The organism is Arsukibacterium tuosuense (genome assembly GCF_900215315.1).
Classification (GTDB): Bacteria; Pseudomonadota; Gammaproteobacteria; order Enterobacterales; family Alteromonadaceae; genus Alishewanella; species Alishewanella tuosuense.
This window is the reverse complement of sequence record NZ_OBEB01000004.1, coordinates 166,295-182,383: the sequence shown is the minus strand read 5'-3', so window position 1 is coordinate 182,383 and position 16,089 is coordinate 166,295. Positions and strand designations below refer to the sequence as shown.

The 16,089-nt window shown below is 50.3% G+C and carries 19 protein-coding genes; 11 read left to right on the top strand and 8 right to left on the bottom strand.

What is annotated here, in order from left to right; all coding sequences use genetic code 11:
* Positions 1 to 210 precede the first annotated feature (210 nt).
* The 9 genes from aroQ to CRO03_RS09670 all read left to right on the top strand — a co-directional run bounded on the left by aroQ (position 211) and on the right by CRO03_RS09670 (position 9,048).
* On the top strand, positions 211 to 663 hold the full coding sequence (aroQ, locus tag CRO03_RS09710) for a type II 3-dehydroquinate dehydratase (RefSeq protein WP_097111436.1): 453 nt from the start codon (positions 211 to 213) through the stop codon (positions 661 to 663).
* Positions 664 to 699: 36 nt separating this feature from the next.
* The gene (gene accB / locus CRO03_RS09705) at positions 700 to 1,161 is read left to right on the top strand and encodes an acetyl-CoA carboxylase biotin carboxyl carrier protein (RefSeq protein WP_097111435.1); all 462 of its coding nucleotides are present in this window, start codon (positions 700 to 702) and stop codon (positions 1,159 to 1,161) included.
* Between the two features lie 16 nt (positions 1,162 to 1,177).
* Entirely contained in the window at positions 1,178 to 2,521 is a 1,344-nt protein-coding gene (accC, locus tag CRO03_RS09700) for an acetyl-CoA carboxylase biotin carboxylase subunit (protein ID WP_097111434.1), read from the top strand.
* A gap of 101 nt (positions 2,522 to 2,622) precedes the next feature.
* Entirely contained in the window at positions 2,623 to 3,507 is an 885-nt protein-coding gene (gene prmA / locus CRO03_RS09695; RefSeq protein WP_097111433.1) for a 50S ribosomal protein L11 methyltransferase, read from the top strand.
* 216 nt (positions 3,508 to 3,723) lie between these two features.
* Complete coding sequence (gene dusB / locus CRO03_RS09690) at positions 3,724 to 4,707, top strand: tRNA dihydrouridine synthase DusB (protein WP_342745189.1); 984 nt, start codon at positions 3,724 to 3,726, stop codon at positions 4,705 to 4,707.
* Positions 4,708 to 4,724: 17 nt separating this feature from the next.
* Positions 4,725 to 5,015 carry a DNA-binding transcriptional regulator Fis gene (fis, locus tag CRO03_RS09685; RefSeq protein WP_019676480.1) on the top strand — a complete coding sequence of 97 codons (291 nt, stop codon included), beginning with the start codon at positions 4,725 to 4,727 and terminating at the stop codon, positions 5,013 to 5,015.
* 100 nt (positions 5,016 to 5,115) lie between these two features.
* Entirely contained in the window at positions 5,116 to 6,702 is a 1,587-nt protein-coding gene (purH, locus tag CRO03_RS09680; protein ID WP_097111432.1) for a bifunctional phosphoribosylaminoimidazolecarboxamide formyltransferase/IMP cyclohydrolase, read from the top strand.
* A 292-nt stretch (positions 6,703 to 6,994) separates the two neighbouring features.
* Positions 6,995 to 8,431 carry an Lcl C-terminal domain-containing protein gene (locus CRO03_RS09675; RefSeq protein ID WP_097111431.1) on the top strand — a complete coding sequence of 479 codons (1,437 nt, stop codon included), beginning with the start codon at positions 6,995 to 6,997 and terminating at the stop codon, positions 8,429 to 8,431.
* 32 nt (positions 8,432 to 8,463) lie between these two features.
* The gene (locus CRO03_RS09670; RefSeq protein WP_097111430.1) at positions 8,464 to 9,048 is read left to right on the top strand and encodes an Lcl C-terminal domain-containing protein; all 585 of its coding nucleotides are present in this window, start codon (positions 8,464 to 8,466) and stop codon (positions 9,046 to 9,048) included.
* A gap of 178 nt (positions 9,049 to 9,226) precedes the next feature.
* On the opposite strand, the gene CRO03_RS18625 is transcribed toward CRO03_RS09670, so the two are convergent.
* From CRO03_RS18625 to CRO03_RS09655, 4 genes are all read right to left on the bottom strand, one after another.
* Complete coding sequence (locus CRO03_RS18625; protein ID WP_281256388.1) at positions 9,227 to 9,352, bottom strand: hypothetical protein; 126 nt, start codon at positions 9,350 to 9,352, stop codon at positions 9,227 to 9,229.
* 22 nt (positions 9,353 to 9,374) lie between these two features.
* A complete protein-coding gene (locus CRO03_RS09665; protein WP_245861573.1) occupies positions 9,375 to 9,665 on the bottom strand; it encodes a HigA family addiction module antitoxin in 291 nt (96 codons plus the stop codon).
* 98 nt (positions 9,666 to 9,763) lie between these two features.
* Positions 9,764 to 10,177: a gamma-glutamylcyclotransferase family protein gene (locus CRO03_RS09660; protein ID WP_097111428.1), complete on the bottom strand. Its 414-nt coding sequence runs from the start codon at positions 10,175 to 10,177 to the stop codon at positions 9,764 to 9,766.
* Positions 10,178 to 10,210: 33 nt separating this feature from the next.
* Positions 10,211 to 10,693, bottom strand: coding sequence for a SixA phosphatase family protein (locus CRO03_RS09655; RefSeq protein ID WP_097111427.1), 483 nt, complete (start codon positions 10,691 to 10,693; stop codon positions 10,211 to 10,213).
* A gap of 242 nt (positions 10,694 to 10,935) precedes the next feature.
* Here CRO03_RS09655 and CRO03_RS09650 point away from each other — a divergent pair, with 242 nt between their 5' ends.
* The gene (locus tag CRO03_RS09650; RefSeq protein ID WP_097111426.1) at positions 10,936 to 12,603 is read left to right on the top strand and encodes a serine hydrolase domain-containing protein; all 1,668 of its coding nucleotides are present in this window, start codon (positions 10,936 to 10,938) and stop codon (positions 12,601 to 12,603) included.
* 59 nt (positions 12,604 to 12,662) lie between these two features.
* On the opposite strand, the gene CRO03_RS09645 is transcribed toward CRO03_RS09650, so the two are convergent.
* The gene (locus CRO03_RS09645) at positions 12,663 to 13,001 is read right to left on the bottom strand and encodes a tRNA-binding protein (RefSeq protein ID WP_097111425.1); all 339 of its coding nucleotides are present in this window, start codon (positions 12,999 to 13,001) and stop codon (positions 12,663 to 12,665) included.
* Positions 13,002 to 13,078: 77 nt separating this feature from the next.
* Here CRO03_RS09645 and CRO03_RS09640 point away from each other — a divergent pair, with 77 nt between their 5' ends.
* On the top strand, positions 13,079 to 13,819 hold the full coding sequence (locus tag CRO03_RS09640; RefSeq protein ID WP_097111424.1) for a ferredoxin--NADP reductase: 741 nt from the start codon (positions 13,079 to 13,081) through the stop codon (positions 13,817 to 13,819).
* A gap of 10 nt (positions 13,820 to 13,829) precedes the next feature.
* Here the strand turns inward: CRO03_RS09640 and CRO03_RS09635 are convergent, their stop codons facing one another.
* From CRO03_RS09635 to CRO03_RS09625, 3 genes are read right to left on the bottom strand one after another with little or no spacing between them, the layout of a single operon-like run.
* On the bottom strand, positions 13,830 to 14,408 hold the full coding sequence (locus tag CRO03_RS09635; RefSeq protein WP_097111423.1) for a GrpB family protein: 579 nt from the start codon (positions 14,406 to 14,408) through the stop codon (positions 13,830 to 13,832).
* A 54-nt stretch (positions 14,409 to 14,462) separates the two neighbouring features.
* Positions 14,463 to 15,281 carry a complement resistance protein TraT gene (traT, locus tag CRO03_RS09630; protein ID WP_097111422.1) on the bottom strand — a complete coding sequence of 273 codons (819 nt, stop codon included), beginning with the start codon at positions 15,279 to 15,281 and terminating at the stop codon, positions 14,463 to 14,465.
* The gene (locus tag CRO03_RS09625) at positions 15,282 to 16,010 is read right to left on the bottom strand and encodes a complement resistance protein TraT (RefSeq protein ID WP_097111421.1); all 729 of its coding nucleotides are present in this window, start codon (positions 16,008 to 16,010) and stop codon (positions 15,282 to 15,284) included.
* Between the last annotated feature and the right edge of the window lie 79 nt (positions 16,011 to 16,089).

The window sequence follows — 16,089 nt, the reverse complement described above, 5'->3', positions numbered from 1 at the left end:
ATCAAGCCCTTGCCATTGCACCACTTTTTAACCACTCTGGCTGATAAGACCAGTATTTTGCTGCCATTTGTCACGATTTCACTATAATAAGGCGCTTATCTGGTGATAAAGGGGCGCAGTAGTGTGCTGAATTAAGTTAACAGGTGCATTTTGGCATCTGCTCTCGTAAGATAAAGCTTATTCAATACATTTAGCGGAAATACAGCACAAATGGCGGCAAAATACCGAATTTTATTAGTAAATGGTCCAAACCTTAACATGCTGGGTGTACGAGAGCCCGGCGTGTACGGCAACGCCAGCCTGAGTAACATTGTCAGCGAACTGGAATGCCAGGCAGCCAGCATGAATGTAAGTCTGAGCCACGTTCAGTCAAACGCAGAGCATGAGCTGATTACAGCCGTTCAGCAAAGTCTGGGCCAGCAGGATTTTATACTAATAAATCCGGGGGCGTTTACCCATACCAGTATCGCACTGCGTGATGCCCTGCTTGCAGTAGCAATACCCTTTATCGAAATTCATTTATCCAACGTGCACGCCCGGGAAGCGTTCCGGCGACATTCTTATTTAGCTGATATTGCCCGTGGGGTTATCTGCGGCTTCGGCGCCAAAGGTTATCACTATGCGCTTGACGCAGCAGTAACAGCATTACAAACAACCAAATAAATTAACTAGCAAATTAACTAACATCAGGCGACAGACATGGATATTAGAAAAATTAAAAAATTAATCGAATTGCTGGAAGAATCTGGCATTTCTGAGCTGGAGATTACCGAAGGCGAAGAGTCAGTGCGGATCAGCCGCCACAGCCCGGTCCAGCACTACGCGCCAATGCAACCAATGCAGTATGCCCAGCCACAAATGCATGCGCCGGCTCCTGCGGCAGCACCTGCAGCAGTCGCCGCAGAGCCAGCCAAGCCGGTAGCCAGTGGCCAGGTTGTTAAATCTCCGATGGTGGGCTCCTTTTACCGGGCAGCATCGCCTACCTCTAAAGCCTTTGTTGAAGTAGGGCAAAGCGTTAAAGTCGGTGATACCCTGTGCATTGTTGAAGCCATGAAAATGATGAACCAAATCCAGTCTGACAAAGCGGGCGTGGTAAAAGAAATTCTGGTTGAAAACGGCGACCCAGTCGAATTTGATCAGCCGTTATTTATTCTCGAATAACCGAAAAGGCTGACCGATGCTAGAAAAAGTCCTAATTGCCAACCGGGGAGAAATTGCACTGCGCATCTTACGCGCCTGTAAAGAACTCGGTATTAAAACGGTAGCGGTGCACTCCACTGTTGACCGTAATCTTAAACACGTGCTGCTGGCCGACGAGACCATTTGTATTGGCCCGGCACCTTCACCACAAAGTTACCTGAACATTCCGGCGCTGATTGCCGCAGCAGAAGTTACTAATGCCCAGGCCATTCACCCGGGCTATGGCTTTTTAGCTGAGCGTGCCGACTTTGCCCAGCAGGTAGAAGAAAGTGGTCTGGTATTTATTGGCCCGCATCCGGATTCAATCCGCTTGATGGGCGATAAAGTATCTGCCATTGAAGCCATGAAGAAAGCCGGCGTACCCTGTGTGCCAGGTTCAGACGGCGCCGTGGGCGACGACCCGGCGACCAATAAAACCATTGCCAAGCGCATTGGTTACCCGATTATCGTTAAGGCCGCCGGTGGCGGTGGTGGTCGCGGTATGCGCGTGGTGCGCAGCGAAGAAGAACTGGTCAGGTCAATTGAAATGACCAAAGCTGAAGCGAAAGCCGCTTTTGGCAACGACATGGTGTACATGGAGAAATTCCTGGAAAACCCACGCCATATCGAAATTCAGGTATTAGCTGATGGTCAAGGCAACGCTATTCACTTAGGTGAACGCGACTGCTCAATGCAGCGCCGCCACCAGAAAGTGGTAGAGGAAGCACCTGCGCCGGGTATTACCCCTGAGCTACGGGCTTTTATTGGCGGCCGATGTGTTGATGCCTGTAAGGTCATGAATTACCGCGGCGCTGGTACCTTCGAATTCCTGTTTGAAAATGGTGAGTTCTTCTTTATCGAGATGAATACCCGTATTCAGGTAGAGCACCCGGTTACTGAAATGATCAGTGGCGTTGATCTGATTAAAGAGCAGTTGCGGGTTGCCTCTGGTATGCCGTTAACGCTGAAGCAGGAAGACATTGTGATCCGCGGCCATGCTGTGGAATGTCGGATCAATGCTGAAGATCCGGTCACCTTTATGCCCTCTCCGGGTAAGATCACCCGCTTTCACCCGGCCGGTGGTAATGGCGTGCGCTGGGATTCGCATATCTACGCTGACTACACCGTGCCGCCAAACTACGACTCTATGGTCGGTAAGCTGATAACTTACGGTGAGAGCCGCGAGATTGCTATCGCCCGGATGCGTAACGCGCTGGACGAGTTGCTGGTGGAAGGTATTAAAACCAATATTGCGCTGCACAAGGATATTATGCGCGATACTGAGTTCTGCAAAGGTGGCACTAATATTCATTACCTGGAGAAAAAACTGGGAATGAAGTAAACACAGCTGATTGCTGCTACCGCAGCTTTTAACTGAGAATAAAGGCCGCAATTGCGGCCTTTTTGCTATAATGCGCCAAAATTTGCTGCAAGAGACAATCGATGCCCTGGATCCAACTACGCGTTAGCACTACCGAAGATAAAGCCGAGCAAGTCAGCGATATGCTGCAGGGCTGGGGTGCTCAGGCAGTCAGCTTTGTCGATGCCCACGACACCCCCATTTATGAGCCCATGCCCGGTGAAGTGATTTACTGGACCAATACCGTGGTGGTCGGCTTATTTGATGCTGAACATCCAATGGAGCAGGTGGTCAGAAAGCTGCAGCAAGTGGCCTTCTTTAAAGACAATTTAGAATACAAGCTGGAACAATTGGAAGACAAAGACTGGGAACGGGAGTGGATGGATAACTTTCATCCTATAAAATTTGGCGAACGGTTGTGGGTTTGCCCCAGCTGGCGCGATATCCCGGACCCGGCTGCAGTTAATGTCATGCTGGATCCGGGGCTGGCATTTGGCACCGGCACCCACCCTACTACGGCCCTCTGTATGCAATGGCTGGATCAGCATATTCAACCAGAACAAACGGTAGTCGATTTTGGCTGTGGTTCAGGTATTTTAGGCATTGCCGCATTAAAACTGGGGGCAAAACGGGTGGTTGGCATCGATATTGACCCGCAAGCAATAGAAGCCAGTACTGCCAATGCTGCCCGTAATGATGTCAGCGGCCAGATCGAGCTGTACCTGCCCAAAGACCAGCCGCAGTTGCAGGCGGATGTGGTGGTGGCCAATATCCTGGCCGGGCCCTTGGCTGAACTTAGCCAGATAATCAGTGGCTATGTCAAACCAGGCGGTTTGCTGGCGTTATCTGGTATCTTGCAAAGCCAGGCTCAGCATGTCATCGACGCTTACAGCGACAATTTCAGCTTTGACCCCACTGCCGAGCAAGATGAATGGGTGCGGTTAAGCGCGCGAAAAAACGATGATTAAGCAACTTGCTAACTGGTGTCAAAATAAACAGCCTTACAATTATCTTTTTGCCCAGGCCATTGTTTACGGGCGGACAGTAGCAGGAAAACACGCCTTTTCAGCCTTTTAGCGAATGTCAATCCCTGAAAGCCCAAATTAATTGCAGTTTTGTTTAAATAATAACCTTTGCTTTGTTGGCAAAAATCCGTAAACTTAGCGCCCCTTGAGGGTAGAGCCTTGGATTACACGGTGCGCATAGGTCCTTATCAGTTAGCGAACAAGGTAATTTGTGCGCCGATGGCCGGAGTGACAGATCACACTTTTCGTGAGCTTTGCCGGCGGTTTGGCGCTGCTTTAGCTGTCTCTGAAATGCTGTCGAGCAATCCTCAGGTCTGGCAAAGCGAAAAGTCGCAAAACAGAATGGGCCATCGTCAGGAATCCGGGATCCGCTCAGTGCAAATTGCCGGCAGCGACCCGGCTCAGATGGCTGCGGCAGCTCAGTATAATGTGGAAATCGGTGCCGATATTATCGATATCAACATGGGCTGCCCGGCAAAAAAAGTGAATAAAAAACTGGCTGGTTCGGCGCTATTACAATACCCGGAACTGGTCGAACAAATTATTCAGGCCGTGGTAAAGGCAGTAACAGTACCGGTAACGCTGAAAATTCGTACCGGCTGGGACACCGATCATCGTAACGGTGTACAGATTGCCCGGATTGCCCAGGACAATGGCATCCAGGCGCTGGCAGTGCATGGCAGAACAAAAGCCTGCATGTATAAAGGTGAAGCCGAGTACGACACCATCAAAGCGATAAAACAAGCAGTAAGCCTGCCGGTTATTGCCAATGGTGATATTACCACGCCGGAAAAAGCACAATATGTGCTCGACTATACCGGTGCCGACGCCATTATGATTGGCCGTGCGGCACAGGGTCGCCCCTGGATATTCCGGGAAGTGGCCCATTACCTGGCAACAGGTAAAAAACTGGCTGCACCAGCTATTGCTGAAGTGCAGCAAATCATGCTGGAGCATGTGCAGGGCTTGCACCAGTTATACGGTGTGCATTTAGGGCCTAGAATTGCCCGTAAGCACGTTGGCTGGTATTTAGCTGAGCATGATGCCCAGGGTGTGTTTCGCAGCGAATTCAATGCTATTGAGCAGGCCGAGCGCCAGTTCGAAGCATTAAATGACTATTTTCATAAACTAGCAGCAACCTAACGCAAAAGAGATAAGCAATGTTTAATTCGAACGTTACTTCGCCATTTATTACTAATGCCCATGTACAAACCCAGGAAAAACCACAAGCGTTAAGCAACGCGGTACAAAAAGCCGTTGCTAACTATCTGCAACAGTTAAACGGCCAGGACGTTAACGACCTGTACGAACTGGTACTGTCAGAGTTAGAGCGGCCGTTACTGGAAGAGGTGATGAAATACACCCGCGGTAACCAGACCCGGGCGGCCAACCTGATGGGCATTAACCGCGGTACGCTGCGTAAGAAGCTGAAACAATACGGCATGAGTTAATGCCACCGCGAGGCGCCCGCCTCGCCACTAAGCACCTTCGGGTGCTTTTTTATTGGATAGGTTAAAATCTGATTTCTGCAAGCGACAAGAGAATTTAAGCATGACAACACTACGCCCTATTCGCCGCGCACTGTTAAGTGTGTCTGACAAAACCGGTATCGTCGAATTTGCCCGTGCCCTGGCTGCCCGGCAAGTAGATATTTTATCTACCGGCGGCACTGCTAAGCTGTTAGCGGAACAAGGTATTAAGGTTACTGAAGTGTCTGACTATACCGGCCACCCGGAAATTATGGACGGCCGGGTAAAAACCCTGCACCCGAAAATTCATGGCGGTATTCTGGCCCGGCGTGGTGTTGATGAAAACGTTATGGCTGACAACAGCATTGGCCCGATTGATCTGGTGGTAGTAAACCTGTATCCGTTTGCCAGCACAGTAGCCAAACCTGGCTGCACCCTGGAAGATGCAGTGGAAAACATCGATATCGGCGGCCCCACCATGGTTCGTGCCGCGGCGAAGAACCATAAAGATGTCACTATAGTGGTTAATGCCAAAGATTACAGCACGGTGCTGGCAGAAATGAACGCCAATAATGGCGCCACGACCCATGCCACCCGTTTTAGCCTGGCGATTAGTGCTTTTGAACACACCGCGCAGTACGATGGCATGATAGCTAATTACTTTGGCGCCATGTTGCCAGCCTACGACACCCCTGCCGAGCCGGTCAGCAAATTCCCACGCACTTTCAACAGCCAGTTCGTTAAAAAACAAGACTTACGCTATGGCGAGAACAGCCATCAGAGCGCGGCGTTTTATGTGCAGGATGGCGCCACGGAAGCGTCAGTCTCTACTGCCAGGCAGCTACAAGGTAAGGCATTATCCTACAACAATATCGCTGATACCGATGCGGCGCTGGAATGTGTTAAAGAGTTCGCTGAACCAGCCTGCGTTATCGTTAAACACGCTAACCCATGCGGAGTAGCTATTGGTGACTCTATTCTGGCCGCGTATAACCGCGCTTATCAGACCGACCCTACCTCGGCGTTTGGCGGCATTATTGCTTTTAACCGCGAACTGGATGAAACCACGGCCAAAGAGATTGTCAGCCGCCAGTTTGTCGAAGTGATTATTGCCCCGTCAGCGTCTGTCGCTGCCGTTGCGGTAGTTGGCAGTAAGCCAAATGTTCGTTTGCTGGTATGTGGTGAGTTCAGCCAGGCCGCTAACGCGCTCGATATGAAACAGGTTAACGGCGGCATGCTGCTGCAAGACCGCGATCAAGCCAAAGTAAGCGCAGACGATTTAAAAGTCGTGACCAAACGCCAGCCGACCGAGCAGGAATTAAAAGACTTACTGTTCTGCTGGAAAGTGGCCAAGTTTGTGAAGTCGAACGCCATTGTTTATGTCAAAGACAGCATGACCATCGGTGTTGGCGCCGGCCAGATGAGCCGGGTGTACAGCGCGAAAATCGCCGGCATTAAGGCAGCTGATGAAAACCTGGAAGTAAAAGGTTCAGTAATGGCCTCAGACGCCTTCTTCCCGTTCCGTGACGGTATCGACGCGGCTGCCGCCGCCGGCATTACTGCCGTGATCCAGCCAGGTGGTTCAATGCGCGACGCCGAAGTGATTGCCGCCGCCGATGAGCACGGCATGGCTATGGTGTTTACCGGCGTGCGCCACTTTAGACACTAAGAGCTGTCGTCAGCTTTAATTGTAAAAAAGGCCGCACTGCGGCCTTTTTCTATTTCCAGAAATGCCTCTATTTGCTCAAAATGATTTTTTTGCGTAATTCTGTTTTGCCCCCTCACATTGTATCTACCACATGAATCTGTTTCATTTATCTCTACAATATTAGTCGTCAAATAATTAAAAAAATGTCAGTATACCTTTAAATATTTATCTGATGGTCCAAGACGCGTCCTGGCACAGTGCAATACGTGCTATCGAGGGATAGCATGGCGGCATTCAACAAAAAGGATGGCTGATGATTGAAAAATGGCTTATAGATTGGGAGCAACCTATGTTTCAGTGCCTGAAACGATTACTGTGTGTTGTATTAATCGCAGGGCTTGCCGCTTGCGGTGGTGGAGGTGGCAGTGATGAAACGCAAAGCTTTACTGTTAGCATTTTTGCATACAACGGAGGCGCTGTAACCCCCGCACAGGTGCAGGTAACACGCGGACAAAGCGCTGAATTTCAGGTAACACCTGATAAGGGATTCCGCATTCAGTCTGTCAGCGGCTGCAATGCCGTGCTCAGCGGCCAGAACTACCGGACCGGTCCCATTACAGCAAACTGCACGGTAAACGTTGGGTTTGAACCTTATATTGCCGCGCCCGGAAACATTCAGGCAGAAGCGGGCGATGGCCAAATCACTTTTTCCTGGGACAGCGTAAATGGTGCCGAAGCCTACCACTTATATTATGCCACCGAGGCTGGCATTACTCCGGACAATTTCACAACGCTGGCCAACGGTACCTGGGTGGCAGAGGTCAGCTCGCCCTATGTGCTGACCGGATTAGAGAACTACACCAGCTATTACGCTACCATTAGTGCCACTCTGGGCGAGCATGAAAGCCCGTGGACCCAACAGGTGGTGGCACGCCCCCAGGCTCCCTTTTCGCCGGTTGGCGGTTTAAATGACACCGGCCTGGACTCGTGCGTGGCGGATAATGAGCTGGTAAGCGAATGTCCGGCTGTAGGCTTTCCCGGCCAGGATGGCGAACATGGCCGCGATGCACTGGCTCGTGCTGGGCAGCTGCAGAAGATAGGCGGCGGCCGGGCCGGATTCGATTTTACCAAGCTGGATGCGAATGGCGAAGTATTACCTATTCAACACCAGAACTGGAACGAACAGGGCAATGAAGCGGACGGTACCCGTTGGAGCTGTGTGCGCGACAATGTTACCGGGCTGATTTGGGAAGTTAAAGTCAACAACACCAACCACCTGCAACACTGGGAGCATAGCTACAGCTGGTACAACCCGGACAGCACAACCAACAGTGGCGATGCTGGGGTGCAAAATGACGGAGTTTGTCTCTGGTCGCAAATAGAGTGCGATACGCAGGCCTATGTGCAGGCCATCAATGAAAACGGTTTGTGCGGTGCCCAAAATTGGCGCCTGCCGACCCGGCAAGAGTTGTTATCAATCATAGATCATAACGTTATTTTGGCTGACCAAACTAATCCAGGCTCCATATTGCCAGAAGCAGCAGTGGATACGGACTACCTCCCAAATATGGTGTTTGATTGGAGCCGCACCCAATACTGGTCGTCTTCATCAAGCGCAAACTGGTTGTATGGTCGACATCAAAGCGAACAAGCCTGGTTCGTAGATTTCGCCTTTGCAACACCAGTAACATCAAACAAGGGTTGGGACTATCAACTTATTTTGGTGCGCAGCGGTTCTGAAATAAGGTGAAAGCATTTTTTGCTTAAGTAGGAATAGGACGAATGTTAATGAAGATACTTTTGCGAGTGAGCATGCTGACTGGCCTGTCTATCTCAAATGTTGGGATCTGTCAGGAGTGGCCATACCCAGACCAGTTATGCAGTAGTGATATCCCTACAACCACACCAGATAGTGATTTTGTTTTGCATGAAAACGGCACGACAACGCATCTGCCAACCGGTTTGATATGGATGCGCTGTGCTGTGGGACAAGATTGGAACGGCGAAACCTGCATTGGCGATGCGATGGGTATGGACTGGCCCCAGGCGTTACAAACTGCTAAAGATCATGATTTTGCAGGATACTCTGACTGGCGAGTTCCTGACTATAAGGAATTGAATTCCATTCTGGAATTGGCTTGTTTTAGTCCAGCAATTAACCTTACGGTGTTTCCAAACACACCCGCCAGTAATCTCACTATTGCGCCAAATAACCCTCCAAGTTGGTTTTGGTCGTCATCTGTTTCGCTTAATGCGATGTACGCTCCAAAGCCACGCTTTGTCGGCTTTAGTAACGGAACTGACGGCGTCAGTCTAATGGGGGAAGATAACCGATTGCGCTTGGTGCGTGGTGGTGTACAGCCATGAAAAAGATGGGACGTTGCAAGCTCGCACTAGTCTGGCGGGAAAAATTTAATGCGGGAATTCTGATAAATTGGTGTAGCGCAAATAAAGTCGCCGCCCTTCGTAGCTTATTTAATACGATATCCCGCAGGTAATCCCGGCTGCTGCTTACAGTATCTTCATACAGCGGCACTTCACCGCTTTACTGAAAGCACAGCAGATAACAGTCGAATTTTAGCGGCCAGTATGCGCCTGCCAATAACATTTTGTCGAAGCCACTTTGCTGGCGGCCTTTTTGCCAGCGAAACAGTTGTTTTAGCATACTCATAACGTAAGCCCACTTATAAACTTCAGGCTGCGCTGTTTAATACTAACTTCTCAACTACCGGCTGTTCGCCATGTTCGGCCTGCCAGGCATCGTAATTTGCCTGCAGGTTTATCCATAGAGCCACATTGCTGTCGGTTGCCAGGGCAATACGCTGCGCTAAATCTGCAGAGCAAGGTATATGACCGTGACAAAAATTACTCATAGTAGTACGGGATACACCTAAGGCTTTCGCAGCTTTAGTCACCGAAATACCATGTTCTTCCAGGATCTGGCTACGAAAAACCAGCCCGGGATGATTGGGGCAACGTGTCATTTTTTCCAATACTTTACCCTGATTACCTTCATGAAATGGTAAAAAGTGTAAAGCATTGCTTTACACTTATCAAATGTTGCGAGGTAAACAGGATAGTTTTAAAGGCAATGCAAAAAATCACCCGACATAATCTGCTGCAGGCCATCAATTGGGTGGTTATAGATATAGACCCAGGCGCTAATCACTTCGCCGTTTTTAAGGGTGATTTGTTGTTGCAGTCGCAGGTATTCGGTAGGCACAGCAAAGCCTGGGCCGCACGCTTCATATTGATCTGACTCAGCTAGCAATAACGCTGGCTGCTGCAGCTGATACACCTCACCCGTTACCTGCCAGTCTGGGTTGTCAGTTAAGGCTGCGCCAGGGTAATAATCGACCAGATACAACTTGGCCTGCAAATGGCCCTGCCCAAGCAGGCTGGCATGCTGCTGCAGTAACTGATAGCAGCGCTTGCCGGCGGCGCGGCGCTGGGCGCGTTGGCGAAGGGTACCGTACACAAATAAGTATTCTGGCATTAGCAAAACCCGCGTAAGCAATAGCTGGCAATTCTACATAAATTTAGCCGGAACTGACCACTCCAGCTGAAAGCTGTTGCTAACTTCGCAGTATGCCAGACAGGTTAACGAGGCTTTTCTGATTTTCAGCGCCGGCTGATGGTTACCCAACAATAAACTAAGCAATGTTGAAAAATCAGGTTCATGGCCTACCAGCAAAGTGTGTTGTGGTAGTGTTGGCAGTTGCTGATGCAGTTGGCTTAATACGCTCTGGCTGTCAGTGGCCAGCGCCAGCCAGTCACGCTCTCTGGCCTGCACCAGATCCGCTTCCTTGCATACTATTGCCGCAGTCTGGATAGCGCGTGGATAGGGGCTGCTTAATATTACTTCAGGCGAAATATTATGGCGCTGCATAAAGTGTGCAACCCGCCTCGCTTGCAAACGTCCTTTTTCTATAAGACAACGGTCAATATCCAGCTGGTTGGGCCGGATAACTTCTGCGGTGGCGTGGCGAAGAAAATATAAGTATTTATTCATAGCGGCCGCAGTTATAACACGTAGTTAAGGCACATTTATTACAATAGCTTGCTGTGAAACACACTTATAGCTTGGCATATAAACGTATTTTTTGGTGAAATGCTTAATAAAGCCATCCCTCTTTAAAATGCAGAACATTGATTTATATATATTTATATAGTGGCCTTATTTTTGCTCTTTCAGTGCTGCAGGCGGCAAAGCCGCCACTGAGCAATACTTAATAACAAAGACAAGGAGCAACTATGTTGAAACAACTATGGCTGGCTACAGCGTTGTGCTGCGCCAGCAGCGTGGTAATCGCCGCTGAGCCACTACCTGATGCCCAGGCGGTAAGCCGCTATGCCGATCAGCTGATGCAGCAACAACCAATAGATAACAACAGCCCCGGCGTGGCAGTACTGGTGGCTCGCGCTGACGAATTACTGTTTAAAAAAGCATATGGCCAGGCAAACATTGAGCTTGGTGTGCCATTAAGCCCGGAGCATAAATTCCGGATTGGCTCTGTTACCAAGCAATTTGCTGCCGCCGCGCTGTTAAGGCTGATTGATGAGGGCAAAGCGTCACTGACTGATCCCCTCAGTAAATACCTGCCAGATTACCCTGAAGGACATGCCATTACGCTGTTACAGCTACTGAACCATACGTCGGGTGTTAAAAGCTATACCGGCATTCCCGGTTATATGCATAATAAAATTCGTCGTGAGTTAACCACAGCTGAGCTGATTGACGAGTTTAAAGACTTACCAGTCGATTTCGCCCCCGGCGCAGACTTTAAATATAACAACTCTGGTTATGTGTTGCTGGGCGCAGTAATTGAAGCCATCAGTGGTAAGAGCTGGCACGACTATATTAATGATGCTTTGCTTCAACCTAACAAGTTAAATAATATTGTTTATCCTGCTGAACAGACTGTTATTGCTGGCATGGCCAGCGGTTACAGCCTGCGCCCCGGCCAGGATGTGCAAAAAGCATCGTTACTCAGTATGACCCAACCTCATGCGGCCGGCGCTCTGATAGCAGATTTGAACGCCTTATGGCAGTGGAACCGGCTGCTTCACGGCGGCAAGTTACTTAAAGCAGCGACGTATCAGCAAATGATTACTCCGGTAGATGCTGCGGCGCAAAGTGACCGCAATTATGGCTTTGGTATTAGCCGCGGCACATTGCGGGGCATGCCAGAACTGCAGCATGGTGGCGGTATTAATGGCTTTGTATCGATGTTAGTTTATTTGCCACAGCAGGACGTGACAGTGGCAATGCTGCGCAACAGTGATGGACCCGGGCCCGATTTAAACTATTTAAGCCGCAAAATTGCAGCCTTTGCCAGTGGTAACCCTTACCCGGAGTTCCAGCCTGTTACGCTGACAGAAGCCCAGTTACATGAAGTCAGCGGTGTTTATAGCAAAGGCGACGACAGTCGTACCCTGGAAGTTCGCGATGGCAAGCTATTCTCTACCCGTGCCGGTAGCCGGCCATTTGAGTTAATCGCCCAGGGCAACAACAGTTTTGGCTTTACCGATAGCGTAACCCGTATGGTGATCCAGCGCGACCAGGACGGCAACGCGAGCGGCCTCAGCATGTTTTATGATGGCGACGGCGAAGGTGAAGTCTGGCAGCGAACCGACGATATCACAGTAAAGGCCGATATTAGCTTAACGCCGGAACAGCAGCAGCCGCTGATTGGTGACTATGCTTCCGAGCAGTTGCAGCTGAAAATTTTTCAGAATGATGACAATGGTTTAATGGTGCAGGTAACAGGTCAGCCTGCGCTGGCATTAAAAGCAGCCAGTGAACGAAGCCTGTACCTTACTGTGGTGGACGCTAAACTGGAGTTTGCGCCTGCAACAGGTCAGGCAACTCAAGTTACCCTGATTCAAGGGCCCGAACGCTTTGTGTTAACCCGTCAGTAGCATAGCGCAGCGGAGCTACCAGACAGATTTGCTGGCGCTCTGCTGCTATACGCCGGGCTTTAACCTAACTTAGCACCATTCGGTACCGGGCTGTCGACCCCGACCAGCACAATGGCGCCATCGTCGCGGGCAAAGCCCGTTACCAGACACTCAGACTGAATGGGCCCGATTTGCTTGGGCGGAAAATTCACTACCGCCAGCACCTGTCTGCCCAGCAATTGCTCTTTACTGTACAAGGCGGTAATTTGGGCACTGGACTTTTTAATGCCCAGTTCACTGCCAAAATCCAACTGCAATTTATAGGCGGGTTTACGGGCCTGCGGAAAATCTTCCACGGCAATAATAGTGCCTACCCGAAGTTCTACTTTGGCAAAATCCTGCCAGCTGATAGTTTCCATCACGTCTCCCGCGTTAAGCTGTTAAGCTGCTATGCTAATATCCTGAACATAAAGCATAACTTAATCCGGAGATCTTTATGGCGCAATGGTTAAATGCAACCGTTTCTGAAACAATTTACTGGACCAGCAACTTATTTAGTCTCAAAGCCAAAACCGGGCCGCTGTCATTTATTGCCGGCCAGTTTGTGCGGCTGGCAGTTGATGGCCCTGAAGGGCGAATTCAACGCGCTTATTCACTGGTTAATCCGCCGGATAGCGAGCACCAGGAGTTTTTAATCAGTACAGTGGCTGATGGCCTGCTATCGCCGTTACTGCAGCAGCTGACACCAGGAGATACCATTGGTATCAGCCAACCTGCCACTGGCTTTTTTATTCTGGATGAAGTGCCGGATGGCGATAATTTATGGCTGATTGCTACGGGTACCGGCATAGGCCCGTATTTGTCGATGCTGGCCACAGCCGAACCTTACCGGCGTTTTGCACATATTATTCTGGTGCACAGTGTCAGCAGAGCTGCCGACTTAGCTTATAAAGAACTCATTGAGGGTTTTGTAACACAGCATCCCGGCCAATTGCACTACCAGCCCGTTGTAACCCGCGAGCCGCACCCAGGGGCATTGCAAGACCGCATTCCCAATCTTATTGCCTCACATCAACTACAACAACAATGTGGTCAGCTGCTCAATCCGAAATCACAGGTGATGCTGTGCGGCAATCCACAAATGATTACCGACACCAAAGCGCTGCTGGACAGCATGGGGTTAAAGAAAAACCTGCGCCGCACCCCGGGTAATATTACGGTAGAGCAGTACTGGTAATAACCCACTCTCAGCGGCTTGCTGTAAGCTGTTGCATTATCGGCCTGATAAAAGCGTCTTTAGCCGCGTTGTAGGCCTTTCTGTCATTGGCAAATTTCCTGGCTGCCTGTCGCTTCAGGTTGGCGTACGCCTTTGCTACTGCTGGGTTTGCTTGCAGGTGATCACGAAACTGCAGTTTTTGCCAGTCGGTTGAATCTGGTAGTAACATATGCAGATGATGGCTGCGCCGGCCATTGTTGTCGCGTTTAATAAACCAGGCATAAGCCACATCGATATCGCCGGGCGTTGCCGGCCGCCAGAACAGCTGATACCCTAACGGTGCAAGTTTAGCGGCCAGCGTATCACGTACCCAGCTTAAACTCGGCACCTCTACCAGCATATCAATAATCGGTTTAGCGGGCATACCGGTGATTGCGGTACTGCCAAAATGTTCAATCCGGCCAGCCTCGGTACCCAGCAATTGTTGTAACTGCTGTTTTTCCTGAACAAAAGCCTGCGCCCAGGCAGGTGACCACTCTGCCAGCACAACAGGTTCAAGCGCCGCCTGCTGCACCTTATCCTGGCTATTTTGGCTTGTGTCTGATGTCATAAGCAGCAATGCTTTCGTTAAAATATTATATGGATGATTTTGGCTGTTCAGCCGCTAAAAAATACCCGCTAACGAGCGCAGCAACCCCTGATGCAGCGGCTGCTCAGCATCTTCCCAGTTCAGGTTCGCTTTGTTGGCAAAACTCACGACCTTTAGCTGATACTTGCGCCGGTCGGTTGCCAGTTCCCACAACAATTCTATATTGCCGCTATCACCCTGATTAAGCTGTTGCATACTGGTTTCCTGCACCATGCCAATGCTGTCAGGCGCAATCCGCTCCGCCAGCTGAATATCAGTCAGCATAGTGTAATATTTATCCTTTACCAGCTGATTACCGACATATTCAGCACCCGCCCAGGCGGCCAGTACGACTAACGCCCTGGCAATGTCTTTACCGTTGATATCTGTGCCGTAGCTGGCATCCGCATACACGGTCACATTGTCAGCCCAACGCTGCGACGCAATCCGTTCTGGCTCGGGGTCCGGCAAAGCCCTACCCGGATATAGCAACTGATGAATTTGCTCCGGGCTCATGTTGTACTCACCACTGGACAGTACCACTTCAGGCCGTTCTTTTAATACCGTTCGTACATTCACCTGTAACCAGTACTGGGCCAGCTGCGGTGAGTCGACTACCTGATAACCGCGACTCAGTAACAAATCCCGCACGTCATCTGCTAATGGTAGCTGGTACTCAGCTGCAGTCTGGCGAATATCAATAAAAATGGTGCGAAACTCAGGTTCAACCGGATCAAGATAAACGGTTTCACTCATCCGGGTTTGCACATCAAGCTTACCCTTCACCACCGAGGTATGCAGTGCCATGCAACCAGACAACGGTAACAGCACTAACAAACACAGCAACAGGCGCATTTAAAACAAACCTGCCAGTGAGCGCGCCACACCATCAGTAAGCTGGGGCGCCGCCTCCGGCCACTTCAGGTTAGCCTGATTAGCATAACTCATAACCCTGCTTTGATATTTACGCATATCAGTCTGGCGCTGATAGCTCGAGGTAGTGCTGCCACTGTCACCCTGTAATAACTGATGCTCAGAGCGCTCGCTGACGGTACCACTGTAACGCTCCATTACCTGAATATCTGTAATAGCGGTGTAGTAAACATCTTCAACCAGGGCATCAACGATGGTACCGGCTGCGGCCCCTGCTACTGCTGCACCCAGGCCGGCCGCACCGGAACCACCGGTGGCCCGGTGAATGGCATAACCGGTAACGGCGCCACCTGCCATACCAGGGCCAGCTGCGAAGGCACTGTTAGCATCCCGGCCATTGGCCCGCCCTACCTGCAGCACATTCGCCTGCAACCAGTAGTGTGCCTGGCCCGGGCTGTCAATTACCTGATAGCCTTTCGCCCGCAGATTAGCCACCACCTGCGGTTTAATATCAAATTCGGGTTTATCGGAAGTGTTGCGAACATCAACAAAAACAGTGCGCAGCGAAGGCTCTACCGGATCCAGAAAGATACTGGAGGTCATCTTGGTTTGCACATCCAGATTCCGCTTAGCCACCGAGGTATGCAGAGCACCACAACCGGCCAGGCTGATTATCATTGCGCCTGCCAGCGCCAGTTTATAAATATTCATGAATCCCTCACTAAATTAGGACTTATTGCGTACAACTATTGTGCGTAGATAAGCTGAATATTATCTGAATAGTTAGCAC

Coding starts and splice junctions, on each gene's coding strand:
- aroQ (WP_097111436.1), top strand. CDS start 211: ATGGCGGCAAAATACCGAATTTTATTAGTAAATGGTCCAAACCTTAAC.
- accB (WP_097111435.1), top strand. CDS start 700: ATGGATATTAGAAAAATTAAAAAATTAATCGAATTGCTGGAAGAATCT.
- accC (WP_097111434.1), top strand. CDS start 1,178: ATGCTAGAAAAAGTCCTAATTGCCAACCGGGGAGAAATTGCACTGCGC.
- prmA (WP_097111433.1), top strand. CDS start 2,623: ATGCCCTGGATCCAACTACGCGTTAGCACTACCGAAGATAAAGCCGAG.
- fis (WP_019676480.1), top strand. CDS start 4,725: ATGTTTAATTCGAACGTTACTTCGCCATTTATTACTAATGCCCATGTA.
- purH (WP_097111432.1), top strand. CDS start 5,116: ATGACAACACTACGCCCTATTCGCCGCGCACTGTTAAGTGTGTCTGAC.
- CRO03_RS09675 (WP_097111431.1), top strand. CDS start 6,995: ATGATTGAAAAATGGCTTATAGATTGGGAGCAACCTATGTTTCAGTGC.
- CRO03_RS09670 (WP_097111430.1), top strand. CDS start 8,464: ATGTTAATGAAGATACTTTTGCGAGTGAGCATGCTGACTGGCCTGTCT.
- CRO03_RS18625 (WP_281256388.1), bottom strand. CDS start 9,352: ATGAGTATGCTAAAACAACTGTTTCGCTGGCAAAAAGGCCGCCAGCAA.
- CRO03_RS09665 (WP_245861573.1), bottom strand. CDS start 9,665: ATGACACGTTGCCCCAATCATCCCGGGCTGGTTTTTCGTAGCCAGATC.
- CRO03_RS09660 (WP_097111428.1), bottom strand. CDS start 10,177: ATGCCAGAATACTTATTTGTGTACGGTACCCTTCGCCAACGCGCCCAG.
- CRO03_RS09655 (WP_097111427.1), bottom strand. CDS start 10,693: ATGAATAAATACTTATATTTTCTTCGCCACGCCACCGCAGAAGTTATC.
- CRO03_RS09650 (WP_097111426.1), top strand. CDS start 10,936: ATGTTGAAACAACTATGGCTGGCTACAGCGTTGTGCTGCGCCAGCAGC.
- CRO03_RS09645 (WP_097111425.1), bottom strand. CDS start 13,001: ATGGAAACTATCAGCTGGCAGGATTTTGCCAAAGTAGAACTTCGGGTA.
- CRO03_RS09640 (WP_097111424.1), top strand. CDS start 13,079: ATGGCGCAATGGTTAAATGCAACCGTTTCTGAAACAATTTACTGGACC.
- CRO03_RS09635 (WP_097111423.1), bottom strand. CDS start 14,408: ATGACATCAGACACAAGCCAAAATAGCCAGGATAAGGTGCAGCAGGCG.
- traT (WP_097111422.1), bottom strand. CDS start 15,281: ATGCGCCTGTTGCTGTGTTTGTTAGTGCTGTTACCGTTGTCTGGTTGC.
- CRO03_RS09625 (WP_097111421.1), bottom strand. CDS start 16,010: ATGAATATTTATAAACTGGCGCTGGCAGGCGCAATGATAATCAGCCTG.